The organism is Nocardia sp. BMG51109, from assembly GCF_000526215.1.
Classification (GTDB): Bacteria; Actinomycetota; Actinomycetes; order Mycobacteriales; family Mycobacteriaceae; genus Nocardia.
Map to the genome: position 1 here is coordinate 8,467,108 of NZ_JAFQ01000004.1, position 21,328 is coordinate 8,488,435.

Below are 21,328 nucleotides of genomic sequence, written 5' to 3' on the forward strand. Positions count from 1 at the left end.
GCCGAGCCTCACCGGGTGATCCGCACCTGGCCGGGCTTGGCAGCATCGTAGGCCGCGCGGCCGGACAGGTGCGCGGGGACACCGACCTCCCACCAGGCGCCGGATTCGGTCCAGGTCGACGGCTGGGTGCGCACGACCACCACGGCGGGGCGCGACTCGGCCAGCGCCGCGGCCCGCGCACCCGCGTAGGCCGCCCGGAACTCGGCCACGTCGGCGGCGGTGAACACGGAACAGCCCAGCGCCCGGGCATGGGCGGCGAAATCCACCCGGGGCGGTTCGGCGTGGTTGGAGCGGCACTGGCCGTAGAAGTTGTTGAAGGCGTTGCCGCCCTGATCCTGCTGCAACCGGGCGATGACCGCGTAACCCTCGTTGTCGCACACGACCGCCACCAGCGGGTGACCGGCGAACGCCGCCGAGTACAGCTCGGAGTTGAGCATCAGGTAGGAGCCGTCGCCGAGCATGGTGGTGACCAGGCCGCGGCGGTGCGCCATCGCCGCGCCCCACGCGCCGGCCACCTCGTATCCCATGCAGGAGAATCCGTATTCGACGTCCATGGTCGGCTCGCCGCCCACCGCGCGCCAACCGCCGACGAGCTCGCCGGGCAGGCCGCCGGATGCCGCCATCACGTAGTCGGTGGGTTCGCTGAGATCGTTGACGGCGCCGACGATCTGGGCATAGCTGGGAATTCCTCCCTCCGGGGCGCGCAGCTTGGTGATGTAGGCGTCCCATTCGCGGCGCACATCGGCCGCGCGGGAACTCCACGACGGATCCGCCCGCCAGTCGGCCAGCCGCGGTGCCAGATCCTCCAGTGCCGCACCGGCATCGGCGACCACATCGAGCGCGCGGTGCTTGACGGCGTCGAAGCGGGCGGTATTGACGGAGACCAGCCGGACACCGGGCGTGAATACCGTCCAGGACGCGGTCGTGAAGTCCTGCAACCGGGTTCCCACGGCGAAAATCAGATCCGCCTCGGCGGCAAGGGCATTCGCCGAGGCCGAGCCGGTGATGCCCAGGGGCCCGGCGTACAGCGGGTGATCGTGCGGAATCAGGGTGCGGCCGGCCGTGGTCTCGGCGACCGGGATGCCGTGCCGCTGCGCCAGTTCCAGCGCCCGCATACCGGCGCCCGAGTAGCGCACTCCCCCGCCCAGCACCAGCAGCGGCCGATGCGCCGCGCGCAGAGCGCGGGCCGCCTCCGCGAGCACGTCGCGATCGGGCCGCGGCCGGGCGATCCGATGCACGACCGGATCGAAGAGCGCGGCCGGGAAATCGCTGGTCTCGGCCTGCACGTCCTGCGGCAGCGCCAGCGTCACCGGGCCCACGTCGGCCGGGTCGGTCAGCACCCGCGCCACCTGCGGCAGGGTCGCCATCAGCTGCTCGGGCCGGGTGATGCGGTCGAAGTAGCGGCTGACCGGGCGAAAGGCGTCGTTCGCCGTCACCGTCGGATCGCCGAAGTTCTCCACCTGCTGCAGAACCGGGTCGGGGGCACGACCGACGAACGTGTCGGCCGGAAGCAACAGCAGCGGAAGGCGATCGGCGTGCGCGACACCGGCCGCCGTCACCATGTTCAGCGCACCGGGACCGATGGACGAGGTCGCCGCCCCCACCTGCCGCCGGTGCGTGGCCTTCGCCAGCCCGACCGCAGCCAGCGCCATGCCCTGCTCGGTGTGCCCGCGCCACACCGGAACCACATCGCGCCGTTCCTCCAGCGCGGTCCCCATCCCGAGCACGTTGCCGTGCCCGAAAATCGCGAAAACCGCCGGGAACAGCGGGACCTCACGACCGTCCAGCGTCTCCGAATGCTGAGCGATCATCCAGGCGACGAGCGCTTGTGCGGTGGTCAGTTTCATGCGGATCGCCCCTTACCGGTCCGGATCGGTCGCGCGCCGGCTCGCTCATTGCGGCACCACCCGGTCCAATTCGTGTTGCAGCGCTTCGAGTTCCGCGCCGCCGGCCATCTGCCTGGTCAGCTCCGCCAGGTCGATCTCGGACTTCTCGTAGGTGCCGAGCACGCCGCCGCGCTCGAGCAGCAGGAACCGGTCGCCGACCGGGTAGGCGTGATGCGGGTTGTGCGTGATGAGGACGACGCCCACGCCGCGGTCGCGGGCCTGCACCACGTAACGCAGCACGACACCGGTCTGCTTGACGCCCAGCGCCGCCGTCGGCTCGTCGAGGATCAGCACCTTGGCGCCGTGGTGGACCGCGCGGGCGATGGCGACGCACTGCCGCTGACCGCCGGACAGCGTGCCGACCGGCTGATCCATGTCGCGCAGGTCTATGCCCATGTCCGCCAGCGCCTTCCGGGTGGTGTCGACGGCCTTGCGCCGGTCCAGCAGCCGGAACGGGCCGATGCCGACGGTGGGTTCCGCGCCGAGCACGAAGTTGCGCCACACGCTCATCAGCGGCACCACGGCCAGATCCTGGTACACGGTGGCGATACCGAGATCCAATGCCGCACGCGGAGAGCCGAATACGGTCGGTTTCCCGTCGACCCTCAGCTCCCCGGTGTCGTGCCGGTGCACGCCGGAGAGGATCTTGATCAGGGTCGACTTGCCCGCGCCGTTGTCTCCGAGCACGCAGGTGACCTCGCCCGGATCGACCACCATGGACACGTCCCGCAGCGCCACCACGCCGCCGTAACTCTTTCCGATGCCGTGCGTTTCGATCAGTGGCGTCTCGACATGTGAGGGCTCGTTCGGCGGAACCGTCATCGTCGCACCCTTTCCGCCCGCTTCTTGAACGCGTTGTTGACCAGCACCGCCGAGAGCAGCAGCACGCCGAGGAACAACATGAACCAGTCGCTGTCCCAGCGCGCGAACACGATGCCCTGCCGGGCCATGCCGAAGATCAGCGCGCCGATCGCCGCGCCGACCACCGATCCGAAACCACCGGTGAGCAGGCAGCCCCCGACGACGGCGGCGATGATGTACTGGAACTCCAGCCCTACCCCCTGGTTGGCCTGCACGCCGGCGAACCGCAGGATGTTGCAGGAACCGACCACCCAGCCCGCGAACGCGGTGGTCATGAAGAGGACGATCTTCGTCCGCACCACGGGCACACCGACGGCGCGCGCACCCGGCAGGACCCCGCCGACCGCGAACACCCAGTTGCCGAACCTGGTGCGCATCAGCACCAGCGCCGCAATCGCGGTGAGTGCGATCCACCACACCACCGAGGCCTGGATCCGGGCCTCGCCGAGGTCGGTGGTCGACGCGAAAATCCAACCGGCCGAGTCGTATCCGGACGACGATCGGATCCCGGACACCTGCACGGTATCGGTGACCAGCCGGGTCACACCGAGGTTGATCCCTTGCAGGGCAAGGAAGGTGCCGAGCGTGACGATGAAACTCGGTAGCCCGGTGCGCATCACCAGCCAGCCGTTGAACGCGCCGACGGCCAGCGCGAACAGCAGCGACACCAGCAGCGCGGGCCACACGTTCCAGCCGGCGTGCACCGCCAGCAGCGCGGTGACCAGCGCGGTCGAGGCCGTCATGACCCCGGCCGACAGGTCGAACTCGCCGCCGATCATCAACAGCGCCACGGCGATCGCCATGATGCCCAGCGTGGAGGCGTCGTCGAGCCAGGTGGCGACGCCGAGCGGGCTGAGGAACTCCTCGGTGATCACCGAGAAGAACACGAACACCAGCACGGCGCCGAGCGCGGAGCCGATCTCCGGCCGCACGATCAGCCGGTTCACCAGCGAGGACCGCACCCCGGACGCCGGTGGCGCCGCCTCGGAAACGGTTGTGGAAGCACTCATTCCGCCACTCCTGTCCTCACCGGGTGCCCTGTGCCACGAGCCCGGCGATGGCGTCGACGGTGCCGGAGTCGACGAAGGCCGGACCGGTCTGCACCGCCCGGCCACCGCCGACGGCGTTCAGATTGGCCCGGTACAGCCGCAGCATCGTCACCGGCAGGTAGCCCTGCTCGTATTGCTGCTGGTCGACGGCGAACAGCAGCGCGCCGGCCCGGATCGCGTCCACCACATCGGAATTCAGGTCGAAGGTGGCCACCGCCGCGGCCGACCGCGACTCCCGCACCGCCGCGACGGCGCGCGCGGCGATCTGCGAGTTCAGCGTCAGCACCGCATCGATCGACCGGTCGGCCTCCAGCGCGCCCTTGATGCGGGCCTGCGCGTCGGTCGGGTTGTTGATGTCGACCTGCAGGGTGGTGGCGTTGCCGTACCCCTGCATGGCGCCACCGCAGCGCTCGGCCGCCCCGACGTTGCCTGCCTCGTGAATCACGCAGAGCGGCTTGGCCTTTCCGGCCTGCCGCAGCCGGGCGCCGGCGGCCTCGCCCGCCGACCGTTCGCTCTGGCCGACGTGGCCGATCGCCCCGAACCTCGCGCTCTCGGCCTCGCCGGAGTTGATGGTCACCACCGGGATTCCCGCGGCGACGGCGCGTTCGACGGACGGGCGCAGCGCATCCGGATTCGCCATCGACACCACCAGCCCGTCCACGCGCTGCGCCACCGCGTTGTCGATGAGCTTGGCCTGCTGTCCCGGATCGCCCGCGGAGTTGTAGTCGACGCGGACGCCCAGATCCTTACCCGCGGCCTGGGCGCCGTTCTGCACCACGTTCCAGAACGCGTCGCCGGGCGTGCCGTGGGTAACCACGGCGACGGACTCGAACTTCCCCGCCGCCACCGGCGTCCGGTCATTCGGCACCGGCACATCGGCGCCCGGCCCGCTGCACGCGGCCAGCACCATCCCGCCGGCGAGTACCGGCAGCACCCGACGCAGAAATCCACCGCGCCCCGGCTCGCCGGAACACCCATTGCGCGAAGTAGCCCGCGTGGACTCCCGCGCACCCCGGCCGCTCCGTGCGCGGCCGAACCGAAGGCCCCGGGCAGTCGCGGGGACCGCCTCGTGCGACTCCCGGCCGACACGCCTGCGCGCGATGCCACCAGAACCTCGGCCCAGCGGTGATGCGATGCCCGCGCGACGGCGCTCGGCGCGCGCATCGCGGAGCCGATGCTCGAACGCTCCGACTTCCTCGGCCTCTTCGCCTCGCACATCGACGAGTTCACCGGCGGCTGCCCCTGTGCCCTGATGGCGGTCGCTGCGGCCGGAACGCGGGCCCGCCGGGGCTCGGCGGGTCGTCTCGCGCGGCTCTTCGCCGTTCCGGGCGGGTGGTTGCGACGTCGCTGTCATGGGCTACCACCTAGATTCGGGCGAACTCCGGCGCGGCGCCGAGGGGCACCAGATAGCGCAGGCTGCGGGCGGCGTCGCGGCTCGGGCCGTCGGCGGTCTCGCCGGGCGCCAGCGCCGTATCCTGTTCGATCACATACCAACCCCGGTAACCCGCGGCCCGGACATGCCGCACCAGGGCCTCGATATCGACATCCCCCTCCCCCAGCGGGGCGTACAGACCCCGCCGCACGGCCCGGCTGTATTCCATTGTTCCGCCGCGGATCTCGGCGGCGAGGGCGTTTCGGACATCCTTGAGGTGAATGTGACCGATCCGATCGCCGTGCCGCCGCGCCAGATCCACCGGATCGGCGCCGCCGACGAGCAGATGGCCGGTATCGAGGCAGAGGTCCAGGTCGGAATCGGCGAGGAAGCGCTCCACCTCGGCCGCCGTTTCCACGTGGGTGCCGACGTGCGGATGCAGCACGGTGCGCAGGCCGTTCTCGGCGGCGATATCCCGGGCGGCCGATACGGCGCCGACGAGCGTGCGCCACTCGTAGCCGCTCAGCGGCGGGCGCGCATCGTAACCGGGCGCACCGGTGGCCGCCGCGAGCACCAGCACCTCCGCGCCGGTGGCGGCGAACCGGGCGGCGCTGGTGCGCACCGCCTCCAGCGCACGGCCGGGCTCGCGATGTAACGGCAGCGCCAGGAAGCCGCCGACCGCGGCGATCCGGTACGCACCCAGCAGCTCACGCACGGCCGCCGGATCCTCCGGAAGGTAACCGGGCGGGCCGAATTCGGTCGCGGTGATTCCGAGCGCGGCCATCTCGGACAGGACGGTGCTCGCATCCAGCACCCGGCCCCAGCCCGGTACTTCGCAGACTCCCCAGGATATCGGCGCGGCGGCGATGCGAAGCTGGTGCAGCGGTTCGGTCATCGGACTTCTCCGGCCTGTCGGTATGCGAATCCGAGCGCTCCGACCTTGGAGCGCTCCAACTATGTAACCTGCGTCACTGCGGTGTCAAGGACCCCGACCCTACCGCGAATCAGCTGTTCTACCTGGAACGACAGGCCATAACCGGTGGTCTGCGACAGAATGTTTCGGTAGCCGGCCACGACAACTCGTCGCCGGTCGTGTGCTCCGCTACCGGACCATCCGCACGGTGAAAACCGCTACGGCGCACGGTCTTCGGACCATACGCCGGACACGGATACGGACGGATGCGACCGTGGACGACATGACGCCCCTCGGATCGACAGGAGTTCAGGCATGACCCTCAGGGTGGGCCTCGCCGGCACGGGACGCATCGGCGTCTCGCACGCCGAAACCTTGGCCGGTCTTCCGGGCGTATCCGGTGTGGTGGTCGCCGACGCCGATCCCGAGCGCGCCCGGGCGACCGCCACCAAGCTCGGCGTCGAGTTCGCGCCCGACGTCGACGCCCTGTTCGACTCCGGTATCGCCGGGCTGGTGATCGCCACCGCCACCGACTCGCATCCCGAACTCATCGTCGCGGCCGTCGACCGCGGCCTCCCGGTGTTCTGCGAGAAGCCGGTCGCGGCCGATATCACCGGCACCCTCGCGGTCGTCGACTACCTCGAAAACCGCACGGTGCCGGTGCAGATCGGCTTCCAGCGCCGCTTCGACGCCGGCTACACCGCGGCCCGCGCCGCGGTCGCGTCCGGCCGGCTGGGCTGGCTGCACACCCTGCGGGCCACCACGCTCGACCCGGCTCCGCCGCCGGCGGAATACATTCCGCGCTCCGGTGGCCTGTTCCGCGACTGCGGCGTGCACGATTTCGACATCATCCGCTGGGTCACCGGGCGGGAGGTGACCGAGGTGTTCGTGCAGGGCGCCAACCGGGGCGCGAGGTTCTTCGCCGACGCCGACGACGTCGACACCGCGTCGGTGCTGATGCGGCTGGACGACGGTGCGCTGGCGACGGTTTCGCTGGGCCGCTACAACGGGGCGGGGTACGACGTCCGGCTCGAGGTGCTCGGTTCCGAGGGCAATGCGATTGTCGGACTGGATGATCGGGCCCCGCTGCGTTCGGTCGAACCGGAGTATCCGGCCGCGCCGCTGCCGCCGTATCCGGGCTTCATGGACAGGTTCCGCCGGGCCTACACCGCGGAGCTGTCGGTCTTCGTCGATGTCGTTGCCGGGCGGGCCGACAACCCCTGTGGTCCACGGGATGCCCTGGAAGCGTTCTACATCGCCGAGGCGTGCGAGCTGTCCGGCCGAGAGCGGCGCCCGATCGCGATCGACGACGTGCGCCGCTGATCGCGCGCGAGCTCCGGCCCGTCCCCTTGCCCTTCCAACGTGCTTGTGGACACAATCCATCAGTGCCGGTGATGGATACCGGCCAAGAGCATGCCAGGGATGACGTTTTTTGGGGGGCTGGGGAGCGTTGCTGTACCGACTGTGCGAGTACCGGCGTTCGCACCGCCGACCGTCGTACCCGGGGGTGAGAAGTGAATACTTCCGGATGAAGATGCCCTCTGCGGCACCGACGGGACAGGATCGCTTCACGTCCGTGCGACACCTGTTCACAGTGTTCATAACGGCCTTGGCCGTGGCGATGAGCGGGGCCGGAATCACCGCCTGTTCCGGCGCACAGGGCCGGGCCTCGGATTTCGATTGGCGGCCGTGCCCCGAGAACGCCGAAGTGGAGTGCGCGACCCTCGCGGTGCCGGTCGACTGGTCCGATCCCGGCGGGCAGACCATCGAGATGGCCGTGGCGCGCAAGCGAACCCGGGAGGCCGACCGCCTCGGCACGCTCGTCTCCCTGCCCGGCGGCCCCGGCACCTCCGGAGTGGACGAGGTGCTGCACGGCGACCGGCTGAGCCCCGAACTACATCGACGGTTCGATATCGTCAGCCTCGATCCGCGCGGGGTCGGGCGCAGCCATCCGGTGCGGTGCGATGCCGGCCTGGCCACCGTCCAGCCGAATCTCGTGCCCGACACCGGCGGCCGACTGGCAGAGGTCGTCTCTTACGCACGGGATCTCGCGGACAGCTGCCGGGAGCACACCGGCCCGCTCGTCGACCATCTGGACAGCGCGAGCGTGGCCCGCGACGTCGACGCGCTGCGAAAGGCACTCGGCGAGACCACGATCAGCATCTACGGCCGGTCCCACGGCACCGCGTCCGGCCAGGCCTATCTCGAACTGTTCCCCCGGCAGGTCCGCGCGATGGTGCTCGACGGCGCCGTCGACCACAATCTCTCCGGTCCCGACTACCTCGCCTCCGAGGCCCGGGCTGCCCGGGACACGTTCGCCGAGTTCGTGTCCTGGTGTGATCGCGAATCCACCTGCGCTCTGCACGGCAGGGATATTCCCGCTCTGTACGACTCACTCTACGACCGCGCGGCCCACGGTCTCCTGTCGAGCCCGACCGGAAAACGGCAGGACCCGCTGGTGCTGAGCCAGGTCTCCACCCAGCCTCTCTACAAACCCGACTGGCCCCGCCTCGCGGAGGACCTCCGGGCACGGGCCGAGCGACCGCTGACACCGATGGCCGCTCCCGCTCCCCGGCGCAATGGGCAGCCGCAACCGTGGCCACTGACGATCATGTGTGCCGATCAGCAACTCGGCATCCGCGACCAGGCGCACTGGGAGCAGTTGTGGGCCATGCACAAAGAGAGTGCGGGGCCGCTGCGGTCCCACTTCGCCTGGGTCGCCACCAGCCTCTGCACCGCCCTGCCGCCGGCACCGAATCCGCCACACCCGCCGCGTATCACCGACGCCCCGACCACGCTCCTGATGAACGCGCGGTTCGATCCGACGACCCCGCACGAATGGGCCACCCACGTGGCCGCCGATACGCCGCATTCGGTGCTGCTGACCTACGACGGCTGGGGGCACGGCGTCTACGGCCGCACCGCGTGCACGACCGGGGCCGCCGACCGGTACTTCATAGATCTGGTTGTGCCGCAACCGGATACGCACTGCCCGGCGGTTTCCCCGTGAGCGAGCGGCTACTTCTCGATGTTCTCGAAATCGAACAGGCCGCTCCAGGTCAGCGGCGCCTGCTTCACGCTGTCGGACCGGCCCGCGTTCGAAATGTAGTTGAGCACGGGGATATCGGCCATGTCGCGGATCAGCACCGTCTGCGCCTGCGCGATCTTCCCGTACGACTCGTCGGGGGTCGGGGCCGCCTGCGCGGCCGCGATCGCCGCGTCGAACTCCGGCGAGGAGTAGTCGATATCGTTGGTCTCCGAACCGGAAAGATATTGGGAGGTCAGGAATTCCAGCATCGACGGATAGTCGCCCTGCCAGCCGTACCGGAACGCCTTGCCGATGGTGTGCGAATGCACCAGATCCCGGATCTGCTTGAAGGTCGGGTACGGCGTCGCGACCGCATCGATCCCGAGGGTGTTCTTGATGCTGTTGGCCACCGCCTCGAGCCATGCCTGGTGGCCGCCGTCGGAGTTGTAGGCGATCTCGAAACGCCCCGACCACGGCGCGATCGCCTCGGCCTGCGCCCACACCTTCTTCGCCTCGTCCGGGTTGTACTGGAGGGTCCCCACTCCCGGCAGGTCGTCCCGGAAACCGGGCAGCGTGGAGGCGGTGTAGTCGCGCGCCGGAATCTTGGTGCCGTGCCAGATGGTGTCGCAGATCTGCTGCCGGTTGATCGCCATCGAGATCGCCTTGCGGCGCAGCAGCCCCTCCTCGCCGCCGAAGTGCGGCAGGTTCGGCTGGATGCCGAGGTGTTCGTTCTGCGCGGTCGGCTTGTTGATGGCCCGGTCGCCCAGATCCTCCTGGTAGGTGGCCAGGGCGCTCTCCGGCATCGTGTCGAGCGCATCGAGATTGCCGGCCAGCAGGTCGGCGTAGGCGGTGTCGTAGGACTGGTACATCGCGAACCGCAGGCCCTTGTTCTTGGCCGGGCGGCCGCCGTGATAGTCGGGGTTGGTCGAAAGTTCGATCTTGCTGTTGTGCTCCCAGGTGTCGAACTTGTAGGGACCGTTGCCGATCGGGTGCTCACCGAAGGCCTTCATATCCCGGTAGGCCGATTCGGGCAGCGGATAGAACGGCGCGAAGCCCAGGGAGAGTTCGAAATCGATGGAGGGCTGGGTGAGATCGACGGTGAAGGTGTGGTCATCGACCACCTTCAGCCCCGACATCGTCTGCGCCCTGGGCGGATCCGCGGAGACGTCGTCGTACCCGGCGATCGAGGTGAACACCCAGTTCTGCAATTGGCCGTTGGTGCTGAGGGCGCCGTAGTTCCAGGCGTCGACGAACGACTTCGCCGTCACGGGTGTGCCGTCGGTGAACGTCCAGTCCGGCTTGATCTCGATCGTGTAGTGCTGGTGATCGGCGGTCTCGATCGACTGCGCCATCTCGTCGTGCGCCCGGCCGTCCGCGTCGTAGTACTTCAGTCCCGCGAACAGCCGGTCCACCACCCGGCCGCCCATATTCTCGTTGGTGTTGGTCGGCACCAGCGGATTCTGCGGCTCGGCGCCGTTCACGGTCACCAGCTCGGTGTCACTGCCGCTCGTCGAGCATCCGGTCAGCGCCAGGCCCGCGGCCAGCACCGCGGCGGCGGTCAACGCGCCCATTCGTAGGAATCGCAACGCCCTCTCCTGTTCTCGAGACAAGCGAGGAATCCGGTGCGGCCCTCCGGGATCGCCGACACCCCGCCCGATCACCTCGGCATGTGTGGGACAGTAGACCTGTCCAGGGCTCTTGTCAGCGCATCGCTGCCCCTGTGCCGTCGCGGGCAGCTCTCCATCCGGGCTCTCACAGGCGCCTCGTCACCCCGGCGCACCGGTGGTCGGGATCTACATCGTGCCGCTGGATTCCGGCCACAAGCACGCCGGAATGACGAGAACGGGACACACCGGACGGGCGCGAACGGAGGACGCCCTGAAGGACGGAAAGGACGGGGCTCACCCCAGGATGCCGACTCCGCCGTACCAGCCGGACCGGCCCGTGGGTGTTACGTCCTCCTCCGGGTGCCATTCGGTGACGTCCACCAAGCCGGGCGCTACGAGGGTGAAATCGCCGAACAGGTCCTCGATTCGGGCGCGGGTACGGGGGTTCGTGGTGGTGGGGGTCTGGCGGGACATGGCGACGATGCGTTTCGCGTAGTCCTCCCGGCCCTCGTGGGTGAAGTGGGAGATCGCCAGAAAGCTGCCCGGCGCCAACGCGTTTCGCAGTCGCTCGATCACGGACCGGGGCCGCGCGCTGTCGGGGACGAAATGCAGCACCGACACCAGGAGCACGGCGATCGGCCGGGTGAAATCGAGCAGCGCGCGGACCTCCGGGTCGGCGAGGATCGGCTCGATATCGGTGAGGTCACCGCGGACGGCCGTCGCGTCGGGATTCTCCGCAAGCAGCTGCCGGCTGACCCGCACCGCCACCGGATCGATGTCGACATAGGCGACCCGCGTCCCGGGGACCAGCCGTTGCGCGATCTCGTGCACGTTCCCCGCGGTCGGGATGCCGGACCCGAGATCCAGGAACTGCCCGACGCCCCGCTCCGTCACGAGGTGGGTGATCACCCGCCGCAGGAATGCGCGGTTGTCGCGGGCGCCCTGGGCCACCTCCGGCATCGTCTCGGATACCCAGTCCGCCAGCTTGCGGTCGACCTCGAAATTGTTGAACCCGCCGAGCACGTAGTCGTACATCCGGGCCGAACTGGGCACGTTCGGGTCGATATCGTCGGGCGACCAATCGGGCGTGCGCGGCACACAACCTCCTCGGGACGGGATCGGCTCACCCGCGAGCCGCCTGATACCACCCATCATCCATCACCCGCGCGACCGGAACGGGCCACGTCGGTCCGGTGGCTACCGTCCCGCGATCTCGCGCCGCGGACTTTCCGGAAAGTTCTCCTCGTCGAACAACACCCAGTGCTGCACGGCGATCTCGTACAGCCGCGAGGCGGCGTCGGGCATGGCGCCGAGCACACCGGCGGCATTCGGCCACCGAGCCGCGAACGCCCGCTTCTCGGCCTCGATCCCGGCGCCCGGCAGTTCCACCGCGCGTCCGGTGAACGAGAGCCCGCGCCCCGTCAGGCCGAGTTCGGCCGGCGGATCGTGCAGAATCGCCCCGCCGACCGCCGGGTTGCGACGGAGGTTCGCCGAGTGGATCCGATCGGTGCGCGAGATGAAGTGCAACCGATCCGGATCGAACGACGGCACATACCAGACCGTGCACACCACCGGCGAACCATCCGCGCGGACCGTCGCCACTTGCATCAGCCCGCCGTCGCCGACGTAGTCCTCCACCAGCTCCCGCTCGCCCACAATCCGCACCCTAGCTCGTGGGGTGGTGCGGTCGAACGCCGAAGGCCGTCTCCGCACCGTCCCGCTCATCGGGTGCGTTCGCCCTCGGCGGCCAGTGCGGTGGCGAGATCGCCGAGCCGGCCGAAGGCGCGGGCGAAGCCGATGTGGTCGGCGTAGTCGCGCGATTCGACGATCACGCCCGCGCGCACCCGGACCACGAAGATGCACGGCAGCGCGAACGAGCCGCCGTCGGCCGTTCCGCGATAAGCGAATTCGACGATCACCACCTCCGGGTCCCTGGTCTCGTGCACGACGACGTCGTCCGGCCCGAACTCGGCCACGCCTCCGCCGCGGGCCGATTCGGCGAAGTGTTCCCACAGTTCGACCCGGGTGCGCAGCGGTGTATCGCCCAGCGGCGCGAACGGATGCCGGACGTCGGTCTCCTCGGCGTAGTAGCCGGCCAGCTCGTCCAGCAGCGCGGTCCGCTCCTCGTCGTCGAGCCCACCCACGACGAGGCGGCTCACACCGGCGGTGACCGCGCGGATGACATCGGCGGGTGTGCTCATTCCACTCTCCTGAGCGAGGTCAATACTCCGGTTACTGTAGCGAAGTGCCGACTCCGGTTAAAGTGGTTTCGCCCCATCGCCCACGAGAGGACATTCCCGGTGCGACACGACGCGCGGCAGAACCGCGAGCGGATCCTCGCCGCCGCCGAATCGGTGTTCGGGGAACAGGGGGCGGCGGGGTCCACCGAGGAGGTCGCACGGCGGGCCGAAGTGGGCATCGCGACCGTGTTCCGGCATTTCCCGACGAAGGCCGATCTGCTCGAGGCCACGCTGCTGGCCCATTTCGCCGACCTCTCCGGCCGCGCCGAGAGCCTGTCCGCCGACCGCGATCCCTTCGACGCCCTGCGCGAGCTCATCCGGGTGATGATCGAACGCGGCGCCACCAAGCTCACGCTGGTCTCCTTACTGGGCACCGACGGCCAGGTGCCCCCGTCGGTCCGCACCGCCTCGCACAACCTACGCGGAACCGTCGACGCCGTGCTGGCGCGCGCCCGGGACGCCGGTGCCGTGCGGCCGGCGGTCACCGTCGACGAGATCTACCTCCTCATCCGAGGACTGTCCCAGATCACGGCCTCCGAACCCACGGATGCCGAAACACTCGGCCGCGCAATAGATATCGTCCTCGCCGGAATCCGCGCCGATAGCACGTAGCGTCCCGGCGCTCCTGCCGGCCAACTGCTGTCCGACATCATCTCGCGACGCTGCCACCGTGCGAAGCACCCGACACCGCTGTGCGACGTTCACGCGCTGCCCCGTACGAAATATACGGCGCCACGCTGTTCGGAAACGCGCGGTACCACCGCTATCTGAACGCGGCACCGCCACAGTTCGGCATAGGCGGCACCGCCGCGGTGGACTCGACTACCTCAGGCCGAATCGGTCGGCGAATTCCGACATCTGGTCGCGCTGCTGATCGAGATCAGGGGCGGCGAAGTTCACCACCACCCGCGTGACGCCGTGCTCGGCCAGTTCCCCGACCTGTTCCGCGGAGAGATCGCTCGGACCCCAGCGCGTGTACTCCAGGGCGGCGGGGTCGCGGCCGGCCTCCGCGGCGGTCTTGCGGGCCAGCTCGAACTGCTCGTCGCGCTCCTGCTCGGTCAGCATTCCCCCGAGGAAGAACCCGTCGCCGCGCAGCCCGACGCGCCGCGCCGCCGCGCGACTGGATCCCCCGACGTGGATCGGAAGCTCGGTGACCCCGTGCGGTTTCGGATAGCTGCACAGCTTGTCGAAGTCGAAGAATTCGCCGTGGTGGTCGACGCCGGCCGGGCCGCCCGACCACAGCAGACGGAGCACGTCGATCGCCTCGTCGGCGCGGCGGCCGCGGGTCGCGAAGTCGACGCCCACCGCCTTCGCCTCGCCGGGCATGATGCCCAGCCCGACGGTCAGCAGCCGCATCCTGCCCTTGGACAGGACGTCCACCGTCGCAAGGCGTTTGGCCAAGACCACCGGATGCCGGTACGGCAGCAGCAGGACACCGGTGCCGAGCAGAATCCGATTCGTCGCCGCCGCAACGAAACTCAGGCAGTCCAGCGGATCGAGGTAGGGAAGCGTCGGGGGCAGTTCGCCGTTCCCGTTCTTCGCGCCGGGAGACAGCACGACGTGGTCCGGCACGTACAACGCCTCGAAACCACAGCTCTCCGCGTGCTCGGCGAACCCCGCCAGCCGGTCGGGATCGGTCCCGTCGACCGGCGTCGCGTAGTTGACGGCGAATTTCACGAAATCTCCTCGCATCGGCGCCGACGCACCCGCTACGGGCCGTCGAGCGACTTCGAATCGGGTCAGAACAGCTGGGTGAACTCACATTGCGGCGGCGCAGGCTCGGCCATCGCGTCCACCAGGCGATCGCTCAGATTCCGCCGCACGGCGGCGAGATTATCCATGGCCTCGTCGACCTCGGCCAGCTTGCGGCGCAAGGATTCGACCGATTCCGGGCATTCGTCACCGTTGCGATGCCCCGCACGCAAGCAGGTGACGAACGGGCGGGTGTCCTCCAGCCCGAACCCGAGTTCGAGCAGTGCGCGAATCTTGCGGACGATGTGCAACTCCTGCTCGTCGTACACCCGATAACCGTTGCCGGACCGCTCCGCCCGCAGCAACCCGTGCTGCTCGTAGTACCGCAATGTGCGGGCGCTCGTACCCGCGCGATCGGCCAGCTCCCCGATCAGCATGCATCTCTCCTCGCTCTGTCGCCGTCACGACGCTAAACCTTGACACCGGCGTGAAGGCAACAACGGATTCGCCAGTCACCGACGAGCCCGGTACCGATGGGGTGGTCACGCACCATGCCTGGCAAACCTCGGCATCGGTAGCCGACAGACGCACGGCATCGGTGGCCGATGACACGCACGGCACGGGCGAGCCGCGCGATGCCCCTGCCGCGCTCGGCATCCGCGTGCGCGACCTCGGCGAATCCGGCCACCGCGACCGGCATCCCCTGCTACGAGATGCCCGGCACCGACGGCCGACGCGACGCTCCGCACCGGCAATCGACACGACGCTCCGCACCGGCCGCGGGCATAGACAGCATCAGCGCACCGCCGAACGGAGCCGGTCGAAGGCGGAAGCGACAGCGTCGGTCAGGCGGTGCGGATCGTTGTCGGCGGCGGTGCGCCCGGCGTAGAAGCATGCCAAGCCGAGTTCCGCTGCCAGGGAGGCTGTTTCGGACTCGGCTCCGGCCTCGACCAGCAGCGCGGTGATCTGGCCGACGTAGTGCCGCTGCTTGGCGAGGCTGCGGGCACGCAATTCCGGCTCACCGGCCACGAGGCGTTCGTGCGCGATATAGGCGTCGGGCCGTGCCACCAGATCCGAGACGAACCCGACCACCAGCGTCCGGACGACATCCAGCGCGGCGGGCAGACCGGCGCCGATCGGCTCGGGCGCCGCGGCGGCGAACCCGGACCAGTCGGGATGCCCGTCGCCGAAGACGACCTCCTGTTTGTCGCCGAAGTAGCGAAAGAACGTCGCCCGGCCGACCTCGGCGCGCGCGGCGATATCGGTGACCGTGACGGCACCGTAGCCGCGCTCGGCGAACAGCTCGTGCGCCGCCTCGACGATCGCCTGCCGCACCCGCCGCTGCTTGCGTTCGCGCAGGGAGGGCTCGGGGTGCTGCGGCCGACTCACTCCGCCAGTCTAGCCAACCGATACCGGAACCCTTATGATACTCAGTATCAGTAGATACTCAGTCTCTTGGAGTTCCCATGGGCATTCGCCTCACCGCCGTCCTGCTCGCCGTCCTCGTCGCCGCGGTGTCCCCCACAAATGCTGCGGCACAAGACCATTCACCGGAACACGCCGCCGTCGACCGATCCCACCGCTTCCTGGATGCGTTGCGGCACAAGGACCTCCCGGCGATCGAAGGCATGCTCACCGAATCGGCAACGCTGACGGTGCCGTTGTCGTTCGACGGCGGCCAGGCCCCCGCCGGCCGATTCGTCGGCCGCGACCAGGTTCTCGGATATGTCGGCGGCGTCTTCACCGCCATGGCCACCATCGAATTCACCGATGTGCGGATCAGCGTGACCGATGGCGGCCGAACGTCGTTCGTCCAGGCCAACGGCGACTTCACCACGGCCGACGCCCGCCCGTACCGCAACGTGTATCTCTTCCGCACCGAGTGGGATGGCGACCACCTGCTCGCCATCGAGGAATACGGCAATCCGGTCACCTACTGCCGGACGTTCGGCGGTCCGGGCTGCTGATCTCGTACACCGCCGGCCGGTGGCAAAGATGCTCGGCCACAGGCGGTTTGGTCGGCACAGACCTTCCCCGGCGAGTGGTGAGGCCGCGGATACCACACGGTGAGTAAGAATGCGTGGGTGCACGCATTCACCATCGCCACTGCCGAGGAGACGCTGATCGACCTGCGCGACCGGCTGGCACGCACGCGGTTTCGCGTCGACCTGCCGGACGAGGATTGGGAGCGGGGTACGCCGCAGCCTTGGCTGCGGCGGCTCGTCGAGCATTGGCTGCACCGCTACGATTGGCGTCGCACCGAGGCCGAACTGAACGCCATACCCCAGGTCATCGGTACCTTCGCGGGGTTGAAGGTGCATGCCTTCGTGGCGCGCTCCCGGCACGAGCACGCCACACCGCTGTTGCTGTGCCACGGCTGGCCGGGCTCGGTGATGGAGTTCTTGGACTGCGTTCCCGCACTGACGGATCCGACCGCGTACGGCGGGCGCGCCGAAGACGCCTTCCACGTGGTCTTGCCATCGATGCCCGGCTTCGCGCTGTCCGGACCGACCATCGCACCCGGCGTCGACGTTCCCGCCATCGCCGACTCCTTCGCCGTGCTGATGGGCGAACTCGGATATCCCCGATTCCTGGCCCAGGGCGGGGACTGGGGCGCCTTCGTCGTCCGGCAGCTGGGCCTCACCCGGCCCGACCGGCTACTGGGGGCGCACATCAACTTTCCTTGGGCCGTGGCACCGCCCGGGCTCGCCGATCCGCTGGCCGAAGCCACACCGCTGGAACGCGCTGCGCTCGAACACAATACGCGGGTCTATGGCGCCGACAACGGCTATTACCTCCAGCAGGCCACCCGCCCGCACAGCATCGGCCCGGCGTTGGAGGACTCCCCCGCCGGGCTCGCGGCCTGGCTGCTGGAGAAGTTCCACACCTGGTCCGATACCCGCGGGGGCCTGCCGTTCACGGTGGACCGGCTGCTGGACAACACGATGTTGTACTGGCTCACCGGCACCGCCACGTCCGCCGCGAGGCTCTACGCGGAGTCGGAATGGTACGGCGCCGACGCCACGGTATGGGGCAGCAGGGTGGAAACTCCCACCGGCATCGCGCTCTATCCGCGGGAGAAGACCAGGGCGCCACGCCGATGGTGCGACCGTCAGTGGAACGTGATCCACTGGGCGGAGCAGCCGCGGGGCGGCCACTTCGCCGCCTTCGAACAGCCCGGCCTCTTCACCTCCGACCTCCGGGATTTCGCGCGGAAACTGGAATCTCCGTGAGCTGCCGCCAGGCCCGGGCCATCGCAGCCGAGATCGCCGACCGTCCCCGGCCTGCGGAGGTCATCGCGGAGATCACTGTTCGGATCGAGTCACCGTCGTCCCACGAAAGTCGCCGCGAATGACTACACCGCACGATCGCGCCCGACCACCGGATCTGCGCGCGCTGCCGCGGCTCGGAAATGCGCTCGCCGTCCTGCGCCCGTGGACCGACGACGACCTGCCGGCCATCGCCGAAGCCGCCGCCGATCCCTACATACCGCTGATCACGACCGTCCCCGCCCGTTACACGCCCGAGCAAGGGGCTACCTGGTTACAACGCCAATCCGACCAGGCGGCAGGGGGACGGGGATGCCCGCTCGCGATCGTCTCCGTGACATCCGCCGAGGTCGTCGGCATGGCCACCATCAACGCCATCGACTGGACCCACCGCCGAGGCAATATCGGGTACTGGGTCCTCGATCGCCACCGCGGCAACGGCTACGCCGAGGCCGCCGTCACCCTCCTCATCGACCTCGCGGCAGAACTCGGACTCCTCCGGCTGCAAGCCCTCGTGGAGCCCGGTAACCACGCCTCCCAAGCCGTCTGCCACGCATGCGGATTCGTTCCGGAAGGCGTCCTCCGCGGTTACCAGCGCATCGGTGACACCCACCGCGACATGATCATGTTCGGCCTGGTCCTCCGCCCTCGGCCGGAGTAACGTCCATCCGTCGGCACCCCGGCCCCGCTAGATGTATTCCGGCAACTCCTTGTCGCCGGAGACAGTTGCGGGACGATCGAGCGCCTTGGCGAGGTGAACGAGCTGATGGGCGCCCGCGGGCGTGCGCTCGATCTCGCGGTAGCCGAAACGTTCGCAGAGCCGGATATTGCTCCGGCTGTGCTCGCCCGTGAACAGCCTCATTTCCGCAACCGACTCGGGGACAAGGAATTCGACGGCCCGCAGCAGAACCGAACCGAGACCGTTGCCCTGCCGGTCCGGCGCGACGACCAACCGCCCGACATGACTCACGCGCCCCTCCACCCGCATCCGGACCGCGGCGACCAATCGTGCCCCGTCCCGGATTCCGTACGCCGTCACGTCAGGCGATGCCAACTCGTCCAGCAGGTCGCGCAACGTCTGCGTCAGCGGGGGCAGCAGCACGTCGTCGTGCACCTGCGCCTCGGTGATGTAGGCGGCCCGCTGCAAGGTGAGAATCTCCCCGGCGTCGGCTTTCTTCAGCGCGACGACGGTAGGTTTCGCGATCACTCGTCCACCGTAACGCCCATAGTCCAGGGGTTTTCGCTCCCTTATGCCGGATTCGAGTAGATCCGGGTGGGCGTGATGAGAACCGCGGCGCGGCGTTCGTCGCGCATCACCCGGTCGTAGGTGGGCCAGTCGTCGTGCGTCCCGCCGGCCGCCATGAAGACGGCGCGCAACAGGAGCCGCAGCTGCTCGTCATCGACCTCGGGATGCGGATCGTCGGGCCCGATCAACTGGGCCGCACCTTCCACGGTGACCCACTGCCAACCGCTCCGGACGGTCACCGCGATGGCCGAATTCGCCCGCAGATGGGCGAGTTTCGCAGTGCCACCCCGCGCCACGAACCCCGCCGAGTCGAACCCGGTCAGCGGATGAGGCAGGACACCGGCATTGACGACGCTGGCTTGCGGCGAGCCGTCGGCCCGGATGGTGACAACGACGCAGAGCCCGTGCTCGGGCGCCGCCAGATCTGCGAAGGTGGTCAGGTCGGTCATGCTCACATTCTCCCCGCCGACTGGCTGTCCGTACCGGACGACACGAATCAGCCGTCTTCCGGAGCCGGGCTCAACAATACGAGCGGTATCTCCCGCTCGGTCCTGCGCTGGTACCGGGCATACCCCCGCCAAGCCGCAACGACCCGCGGCCACAATTCCGCGCGTTCGTCGGCGGTCGCCACGCGGGCAAGCATCGTCCGCACCGGACCGTTCCGCAGGGACACCTCCACTCGCGGGTTGTCCCGAAGATTCAGGAACCACGCCGGATGCACCGAATCCCCCGCCCGCGAACCCACGACCACGATCGTCTCGCCGTCGACGACCGCGGCGAAAAGCATGACCGGACGTCGGCGCCCGGTTTTGCGCCCGACCGTCGTGAGTTCGAGCGTGGGCATCCCCAACAGCCGGGTGCCCACAAGCCCCTTCGTCAGACCGATCCCCGTGCGGTGCACCGCATTCTGAACCTTCAACCGAGTCTCACTGACCATCGGCGACCGGGAGCCCGCACCGCCACGGAGGGACTCCCTACCTCCTCACTCCGCATCCCCGCGCCCGCCCCCACCGGACGAACACCCGATCACACTGTCCAGCATCGCGGTGCGGTCGACAAGCCTCCATCGCAGTGCGGTCGACGAGCCTCCATCGCGGTGCGATCGACGAGCCTCCGTATCGCCCCGGGTCGCCTCGTCAATGCGTGCGAAGGAAGCGGAGGACGAGATCGGTGACCTCGGCCGGGGTGTCGACGTGCGCAAAGTGGGAAGACCGGTCGAGCCGGCACAGCTCGGCATCGGGGATCAGCTCCGCCAGACGCTCACCGACGCCGGGCGGCACGAGTGGGTCCTGGTTGGCGTAGATCAGTTGCAGCGGAACCGGAAACGGCTCACCACGACTGCGGCGGCGAGCGAGTTCCCGGTCGAAATCGGCGAATCCGGCCGGGGCCATCACATCACGCAGGTAGTCGACGAACGCACCGACGCCCTCGTCACCGGTGAACGGATCCCCGTACCGGTGCACCTCTTCGAGCGATTTCAGCGTTTCGTCGTAGTAGTGCACGCTGCGATGCGCCCAGCGAGCAGGGTCACGCCGAATCCACCAGCGCAGCACGGCTTCCGCACCCGGCAACGACGACAGCGCCGGGTGCAGCGCGTGCAGACGCGACATCGGAACCCCTGGCGAATGGATATTCACCATCGCGTAGAAGGCGCTCGGATCCCGCAACGCCTGGCGCATGGCGAGATTCCCGCCCAGCGAATTGGCCACCACAGGACATCCGCGTATTTCCAACCGCACCTGGAATTCACCGATCCAGGAGGCCAGCGCCTCCGGCGCCAGGCGGCGTCGTGCCGGAGCGCTACTGGACCCGGCACCGGGCAGATCCGGGATGATGAGCCGATAGTGCTGCCCGAGCCCGTCGAGGACGTACCGCCACGAATAGCTGCTCGTCATCAAACCGTGCAGGAGCAGCAGCGGTTCACCGGCACCGTATTCGCGATAGTGAATGCGCAACGGCCCCAACGTATCCGACTCCATCCGGAGTTCGTGCGCGGTCGAGTCGAAGTACGGATGCGGGCGGGCCGGCCGTTCCGGCAGGTTCGCGAACGGCAGTCGCCGGAACGGCCGCAACGACACCTCACGAGTTGACGCGGTCATCGAGACTCCCCTCTTCGACTTCTTGTAATCATTACAAGAAGTTCAATACCCGGTAAGCTACCGTGG

22 protein-coding genes are annotated in these 21,328 nt (G+C 68.9%); 6 read left to right on the plus strand and 16 right to left on the minus strand.

Annotated features, from left to right (window positions below; translation table 11 throughout):
• Positions 1-8: 8 nt before the first annotated feature.
• The 5 genes from iolD to D892_RS0139640 all read right to left on the minus strand — a co-directional run bounded on the left by iolD (position 9) and on the right by D892_RS0139640 (position 6,063).
• Positions 9-1,847, minus strand: coding sequence for a 3D-(3,5/4)-trihydroxycyclohexane-1,2-dione acylhydrolase (decyclizing) (gene iolD / locus D892_RS0139620; protein ID WP_024806552.1), 1,839 nt, complete (start codon positions 1,845-1,847; stop codon positions 9-11).
• A 45-nt stretch (positions 1,848-1,892) separates the two neighbouring features.
• The gene (locus D892_RS0139625; RefSeq protein ID WP_024806553.1) at positions 1,893-2,708 is read right to left on the minus strand and encodes an ATP-binding cassette domain-containing protein; all 816 of its coding nucleotides are present in this window, start codon (positions 2,706-2,708) and stop codon (positions 1,893-1,895) included.
• Positions 2,705-3,757 carry an ABC transporter permease gene (locus D892_RS0139630; protein WP_051499407.1) on the minus strand — a complete coding sequence of 351 codons (1,053 nt, stop codon included), beginning with the start codon at positions 3,755-3,757 and terminating at the stop codon, positions 2,705-2,707. The genes D892_RS0139625 and D892_RS0139630 overlap by 4 nt, the downstream gene beginning before the upstream one ends.
• Positions 3,758-3,773: 16 nt before the next feature.
• The gene (locus D892_RS0139635; RefSeq protein WP_024806555.1) at positions 3,774-4,730 is read right to left on the minus strand and encodes a substrate-binding domain-containing protein; all 957 of its coding nucleotides are present in this window, start codon (positions 4,728-4,730) and stop codon (positions 3,774-3,776) included.
• A gap of 430 nt (positions 4,731-5,160) precedes the next feature.
• Entirely contained in the window at positions 5,161-6,063 is a 903-nt protein-coding gene (locus tag D892_RS0139640; RefSeq protein WP_024806556.1) for a TIM barrel protein, read from the minus strand.
• Positions 6,064-6,396: 333 nt separating this feature from the next.
• Here D892_RS0139640 and D892_RS0139645 point away from each other — a divergent pair, with 333 nt between their 5' ends.
• Both D892_RS0139645 and D892_RS0139650 read left to right on the plus strand, forming a co-directional pair.
• Complete coding sequence (locus D892_RS0139645; RefSeq protein WP_024806557.1) at positions 6,397-7,404, plus strand: Gfo/Idh/MocA family oxidoreductase; 1,008 nt, start codon at positions 6,397-6,399, stop codon at positions 7,402-7,404.
• A gap of 253 nt (positions 7,405-7,657) precedes the next feature.
• Complete coding sequence (locus tag D892_RS0139650; RefSeq protein WP_036571616.1) at positions 7,658-9,091, plus strand: alpha/beta fold hydrolase; 1,434 nt, start codon at positions 7,658-7,660, stop codon at positions 9,089-9,091.
• 8 nt (positions 9,092-9,099) lie between these two features.
• Here D892_RS0139650 and D892_RS0139655 read toward each other — a convergent pair whose 3' ends face one another.
• From D892_RS0139655 to D892_RS0139670, 4 genes are all read right to left on the minus strand, one after another.
• Entirely contained in the window at positions 9,100-10,680 is a 1,581-nt protein-coding gene (locus D892_RS0139655) for an ABC transporter substrate-binding protein (protein ID WP_024806559.1), read from the minus strand.
• A gap of 330 nt (positions 10,681-11,010) precedes the next feature.
• Positions 11,011-11,814, minus strand: a complete 804-nt coding sequence (locus D892_RS0139660) for an SAM-dependent methyltransferase (protein ID WP_024806560.1) — start codon at positions 11,812-11,814, stop codon at positions 11,011-11,013.
• 99 nt (positions 11,815-11,913) lie between these two features.
• Entirely contained in the window at positions 11,914-12,372 is a 459-nt protein-coding gene (locus D892_RS0139665; protein WP_024806561.1) for a pyridoxamine 5'-phosphate oxidase family protein, read from the minus strand.
• Between the two features lie 65 nt (positions 12,373-12,437).
• Positions 12,438-12,917 carry a nuclear transport factor 2 family protein gene (locus tag D892_RS0139670; RefSeq protein WP_036567826.1) on the minus strand — a complete coding sequence of 160 codons (480 nt, stop codon included), beginning with the start codon at positions 12,915-12,917 and terminating at the stop codon, positions 12,438-12,440.
• Between the two features lie 99 nt (positions 12,918-13,016).
• On the opposite strand from D892_RS0139670, the gene D892_RS0139675 reads away from it, so the two are divergent.
• Positions 13,017-13,568, plus strand: a complete 552-nt coding sequence (locus tag D892_RS0139675; protein ID WP_024806563.1) for a TetR/AcrR family transcriptional regulator — start codon at positions 13,017-13,019, stop codon at positions 13,566-13,568.
• A 210-nt stretch (positions 13,569-13,778) separates the two neighbouring features.
• On the opposite strand, the gene D892_RS0139680 is transcribed toward D892_RS0139675, so the two are convergent.
• From D892_RS0139680 to D892_RS0139695, 3 genes are all read right to left on the minus strand, one after another.
• Positions 13,779-14,633: an LLM class F420-dependent oxidoreductase gene (locus D892_RS0139680; protein WP_024806564.1), complete on the minus strand. Its 855-nt coding sequence runs from the start codon at positions 14,631-14,633 to the stop codon at positions 13,779-13,781.
• A 62-nt stretch (positions 14,634-14,695) separates the two neighbouring features.
• On the minus strand, positions 14,696-15,085 hold the full coding sequence (locus D892_RS0139685; protein WP_024806565.1) for a MerR family transcriptional regulator: 390 nt from the start codon (positions 15,083-15,085) through the stop codon (positions 14,696-14,698).
• Between the two features lie 358 nt (positions 15,086-15,443).
• Positions 15,444-16,037 (minus strand): TetR/AcrR family transcriptional regulator, encoded by a 594-nt coding sequence (locus D892_RS0139695; protein WP_024806567.1) that lies wholly within the window; start codon positions 16,035-16,037, stop codon positions 15,444-15,446.
• A gap of 77 nt (positions 16,038-16,114) precedes the next feature.
• Between D892_RS0139695 and D892_RS0139700 the strand changes: the two genes are divergently transcribed.
• The 3 genes from D892_RS0139700 (at position 16,115) to D892_RS0139710 (ending at position 18,578) form a co-directional block, all read left to right on the plus strand.
• Positions 16,115-16,615, plus strand: a complete 501-nt coding sequence (locus D892_RS0139700; protein WP_024806568.1) for a nuclear transport factor 2 family protein — start codon at positions 16,115-16,117, stop codon at positions 16,613-16,615.
• A gap of 99 nt (positions 16,616-16,714) precedes the next feature.
• The gene (locus tag D892_RS0139705) at positions 16,715-17,881 is read left to right on the plus strand and encodes an epoxide hydrolase family protein (protein WP_232236277.1); all 1,167 of its coding nucleotides are present in this window, start codon (positions 16,715-16,717) and stop codon (positions 17,879-17,881) included.
• 118 nt (positions 17,882-17,999) lie between these two features.
• Complete coding sequence (locus tag D892_RS0139710) at positions 18,000-18,578, plus strand: GNAT family N-acetyltransferase (protein WP_024806570.1); 579 nt, start codon at positions 18,000-18,002, stop codon at positions 18,576-18,578.
• Between the two features lie 27 nt (positions 18,579-18,605).
• Here the strand turns inward: D892_RS0139710 and D892_RS0139715 are convergent, their stop codons facing one another.
• From D892_RS0139715 to D892_RS0139730, 4 genes are all read right to left on the minus strand, one after another.
• Positions 18,606-19,124 (minus strand): N-acetyltransferase, encoded by a 519-nt coding sequence (locus D892_RS0139715; protein WP_198037115.1) that lies wholly within the window; start codon positions 19,122-19,124, stop codon positions 18,606-18,608.
• Positions 19,125-19,165: 41 nt separating this feature from the next.
• Complete coding sequence (locus D892_RS0139720; RefSeq protein WP_024806572.1) at positions 19,166-19,612, minus strand: TIGR03618 family F420-dependent PPOX class oxidoreductase; 447 nt, start codon at positions 19,610-19,612, stop codon at positions 19,166-19,168.
• Positions 19,613-19,659: 47 nt separating this feature from the next.
• Positions 19,660-20,082: a nitroreductase/quinone reductase family protein gene (locus D892_RS0139725; RefSeq protein WP_232236278.1), complete on the minus strand. Its 423-nt coding sequence runs from the start codon at positions 20,080-20,082 to the stop codon at positions 19,660-19,662.
• Positions 20,083-20,299: 217 nt separating this feature from the next.
• The gene (locus tag D892_RS0139730) at positions 20,300-21,262 is read right to left on the minus strand and encodes an alpha/beta fold hydrolase (protein WP_084161430.1); all 963 of its coding nucleotides are present in this window, start codon (positions 21,260-21,262) and stop codon (positions 20,300-20,302) included.
• Between the last annotated feature and the right edge of the window lie 66 nt (positions 21,263-21,328).

Excerpts from the sequence above, each read along its gene's own strand:
- iolD (WP_024806552.1), bottom strand. The coding sequence starts at position 1,847 with ATGAAACTGACCACCGCACAAGCGCTCGTCGCCTGGATGATCGCTCAG.
- D892_RS0139625 (WP_024806553.1), bottom strand. The coding sequence starts at position 2,708 with ATGACGGTTCCGCCGAACGAGCCCTCACATGTCGAGACGCCACTGATC.
- D892_RS0139630 (WP_051499407.1), bottom strand. The coding sequence starts at position 3,757 with ATGAGTGCTTCCACAACCGTTTCCGAGGCGGCGCCACCGGCGTCCGGG.
- D892_RS0139640 (WP_024806556.1), bottom strand. The coding sequence starts at position 6,063 with ATGACCGAACCGCTGCACCAGCTTCGCATCGCCGCCGCGCCGATATCC.
- D892_RS0139645 (WP_024806557.1), top strand. The coding sequence starts at position 6,397 with ATGACCCTCAGGGTGGGCCTCGCCGGCACGGGACGCATCGGCGTCTCG.
- D892_RS0139655 (WP_024806559.1), bottom strand. The coding sequence starts at position 10,680 with ATGGGCGCGTTGACCGCCGCCGCGGTGCTGGCCGCGGGCCTGGCGCTG.
- D892_RS0139670 (WP_036567826.1), bottom strand. The coding sequence starts at position 12,917 with ATGAGCACACCCGCCGATGTCATCCGCGCGGTCACCGCCGGTGTGAGC.
- D892_RS0139685 (WP_024806565.1), bottom strand. The coding sequence starts at position 15,085 with ATGCTGATCGGGGAGCTGGCCGATCGCGCGGGTACGAGCGCCCGCACA.
- D892_RS0139700 (WP_024806568.1), top strand. The coding sequence starts at position 16,115 with ATGGGCATTCGCCTCACCGCCGTCCTGCTCGCCGTCCTCGTCGCCGCG.
- D892_RS0139710 (WP_024806570.1), top strand. The coding sequence starts at position 18,000 with ATGACTACACCGCACGATCGCGCCCGACCACCGGATCTGCGCGCGCTG.
- D892_RS0139720 (WP_024806572.1), bottom strand. The coding sequence starts at position 19,612 with ATGACCGACCTGACCACCTTCGCAGATCTGGCGGCGCCCGAGCACGGG.
- D892_RS0139730 (WP_084161430.1), bottom strand. The coding sequence starts at position 21,262 with ATGACCGCGTCAACTCGTGAGGTGTCGTTGCGGCCGTTCCGGCGACTG.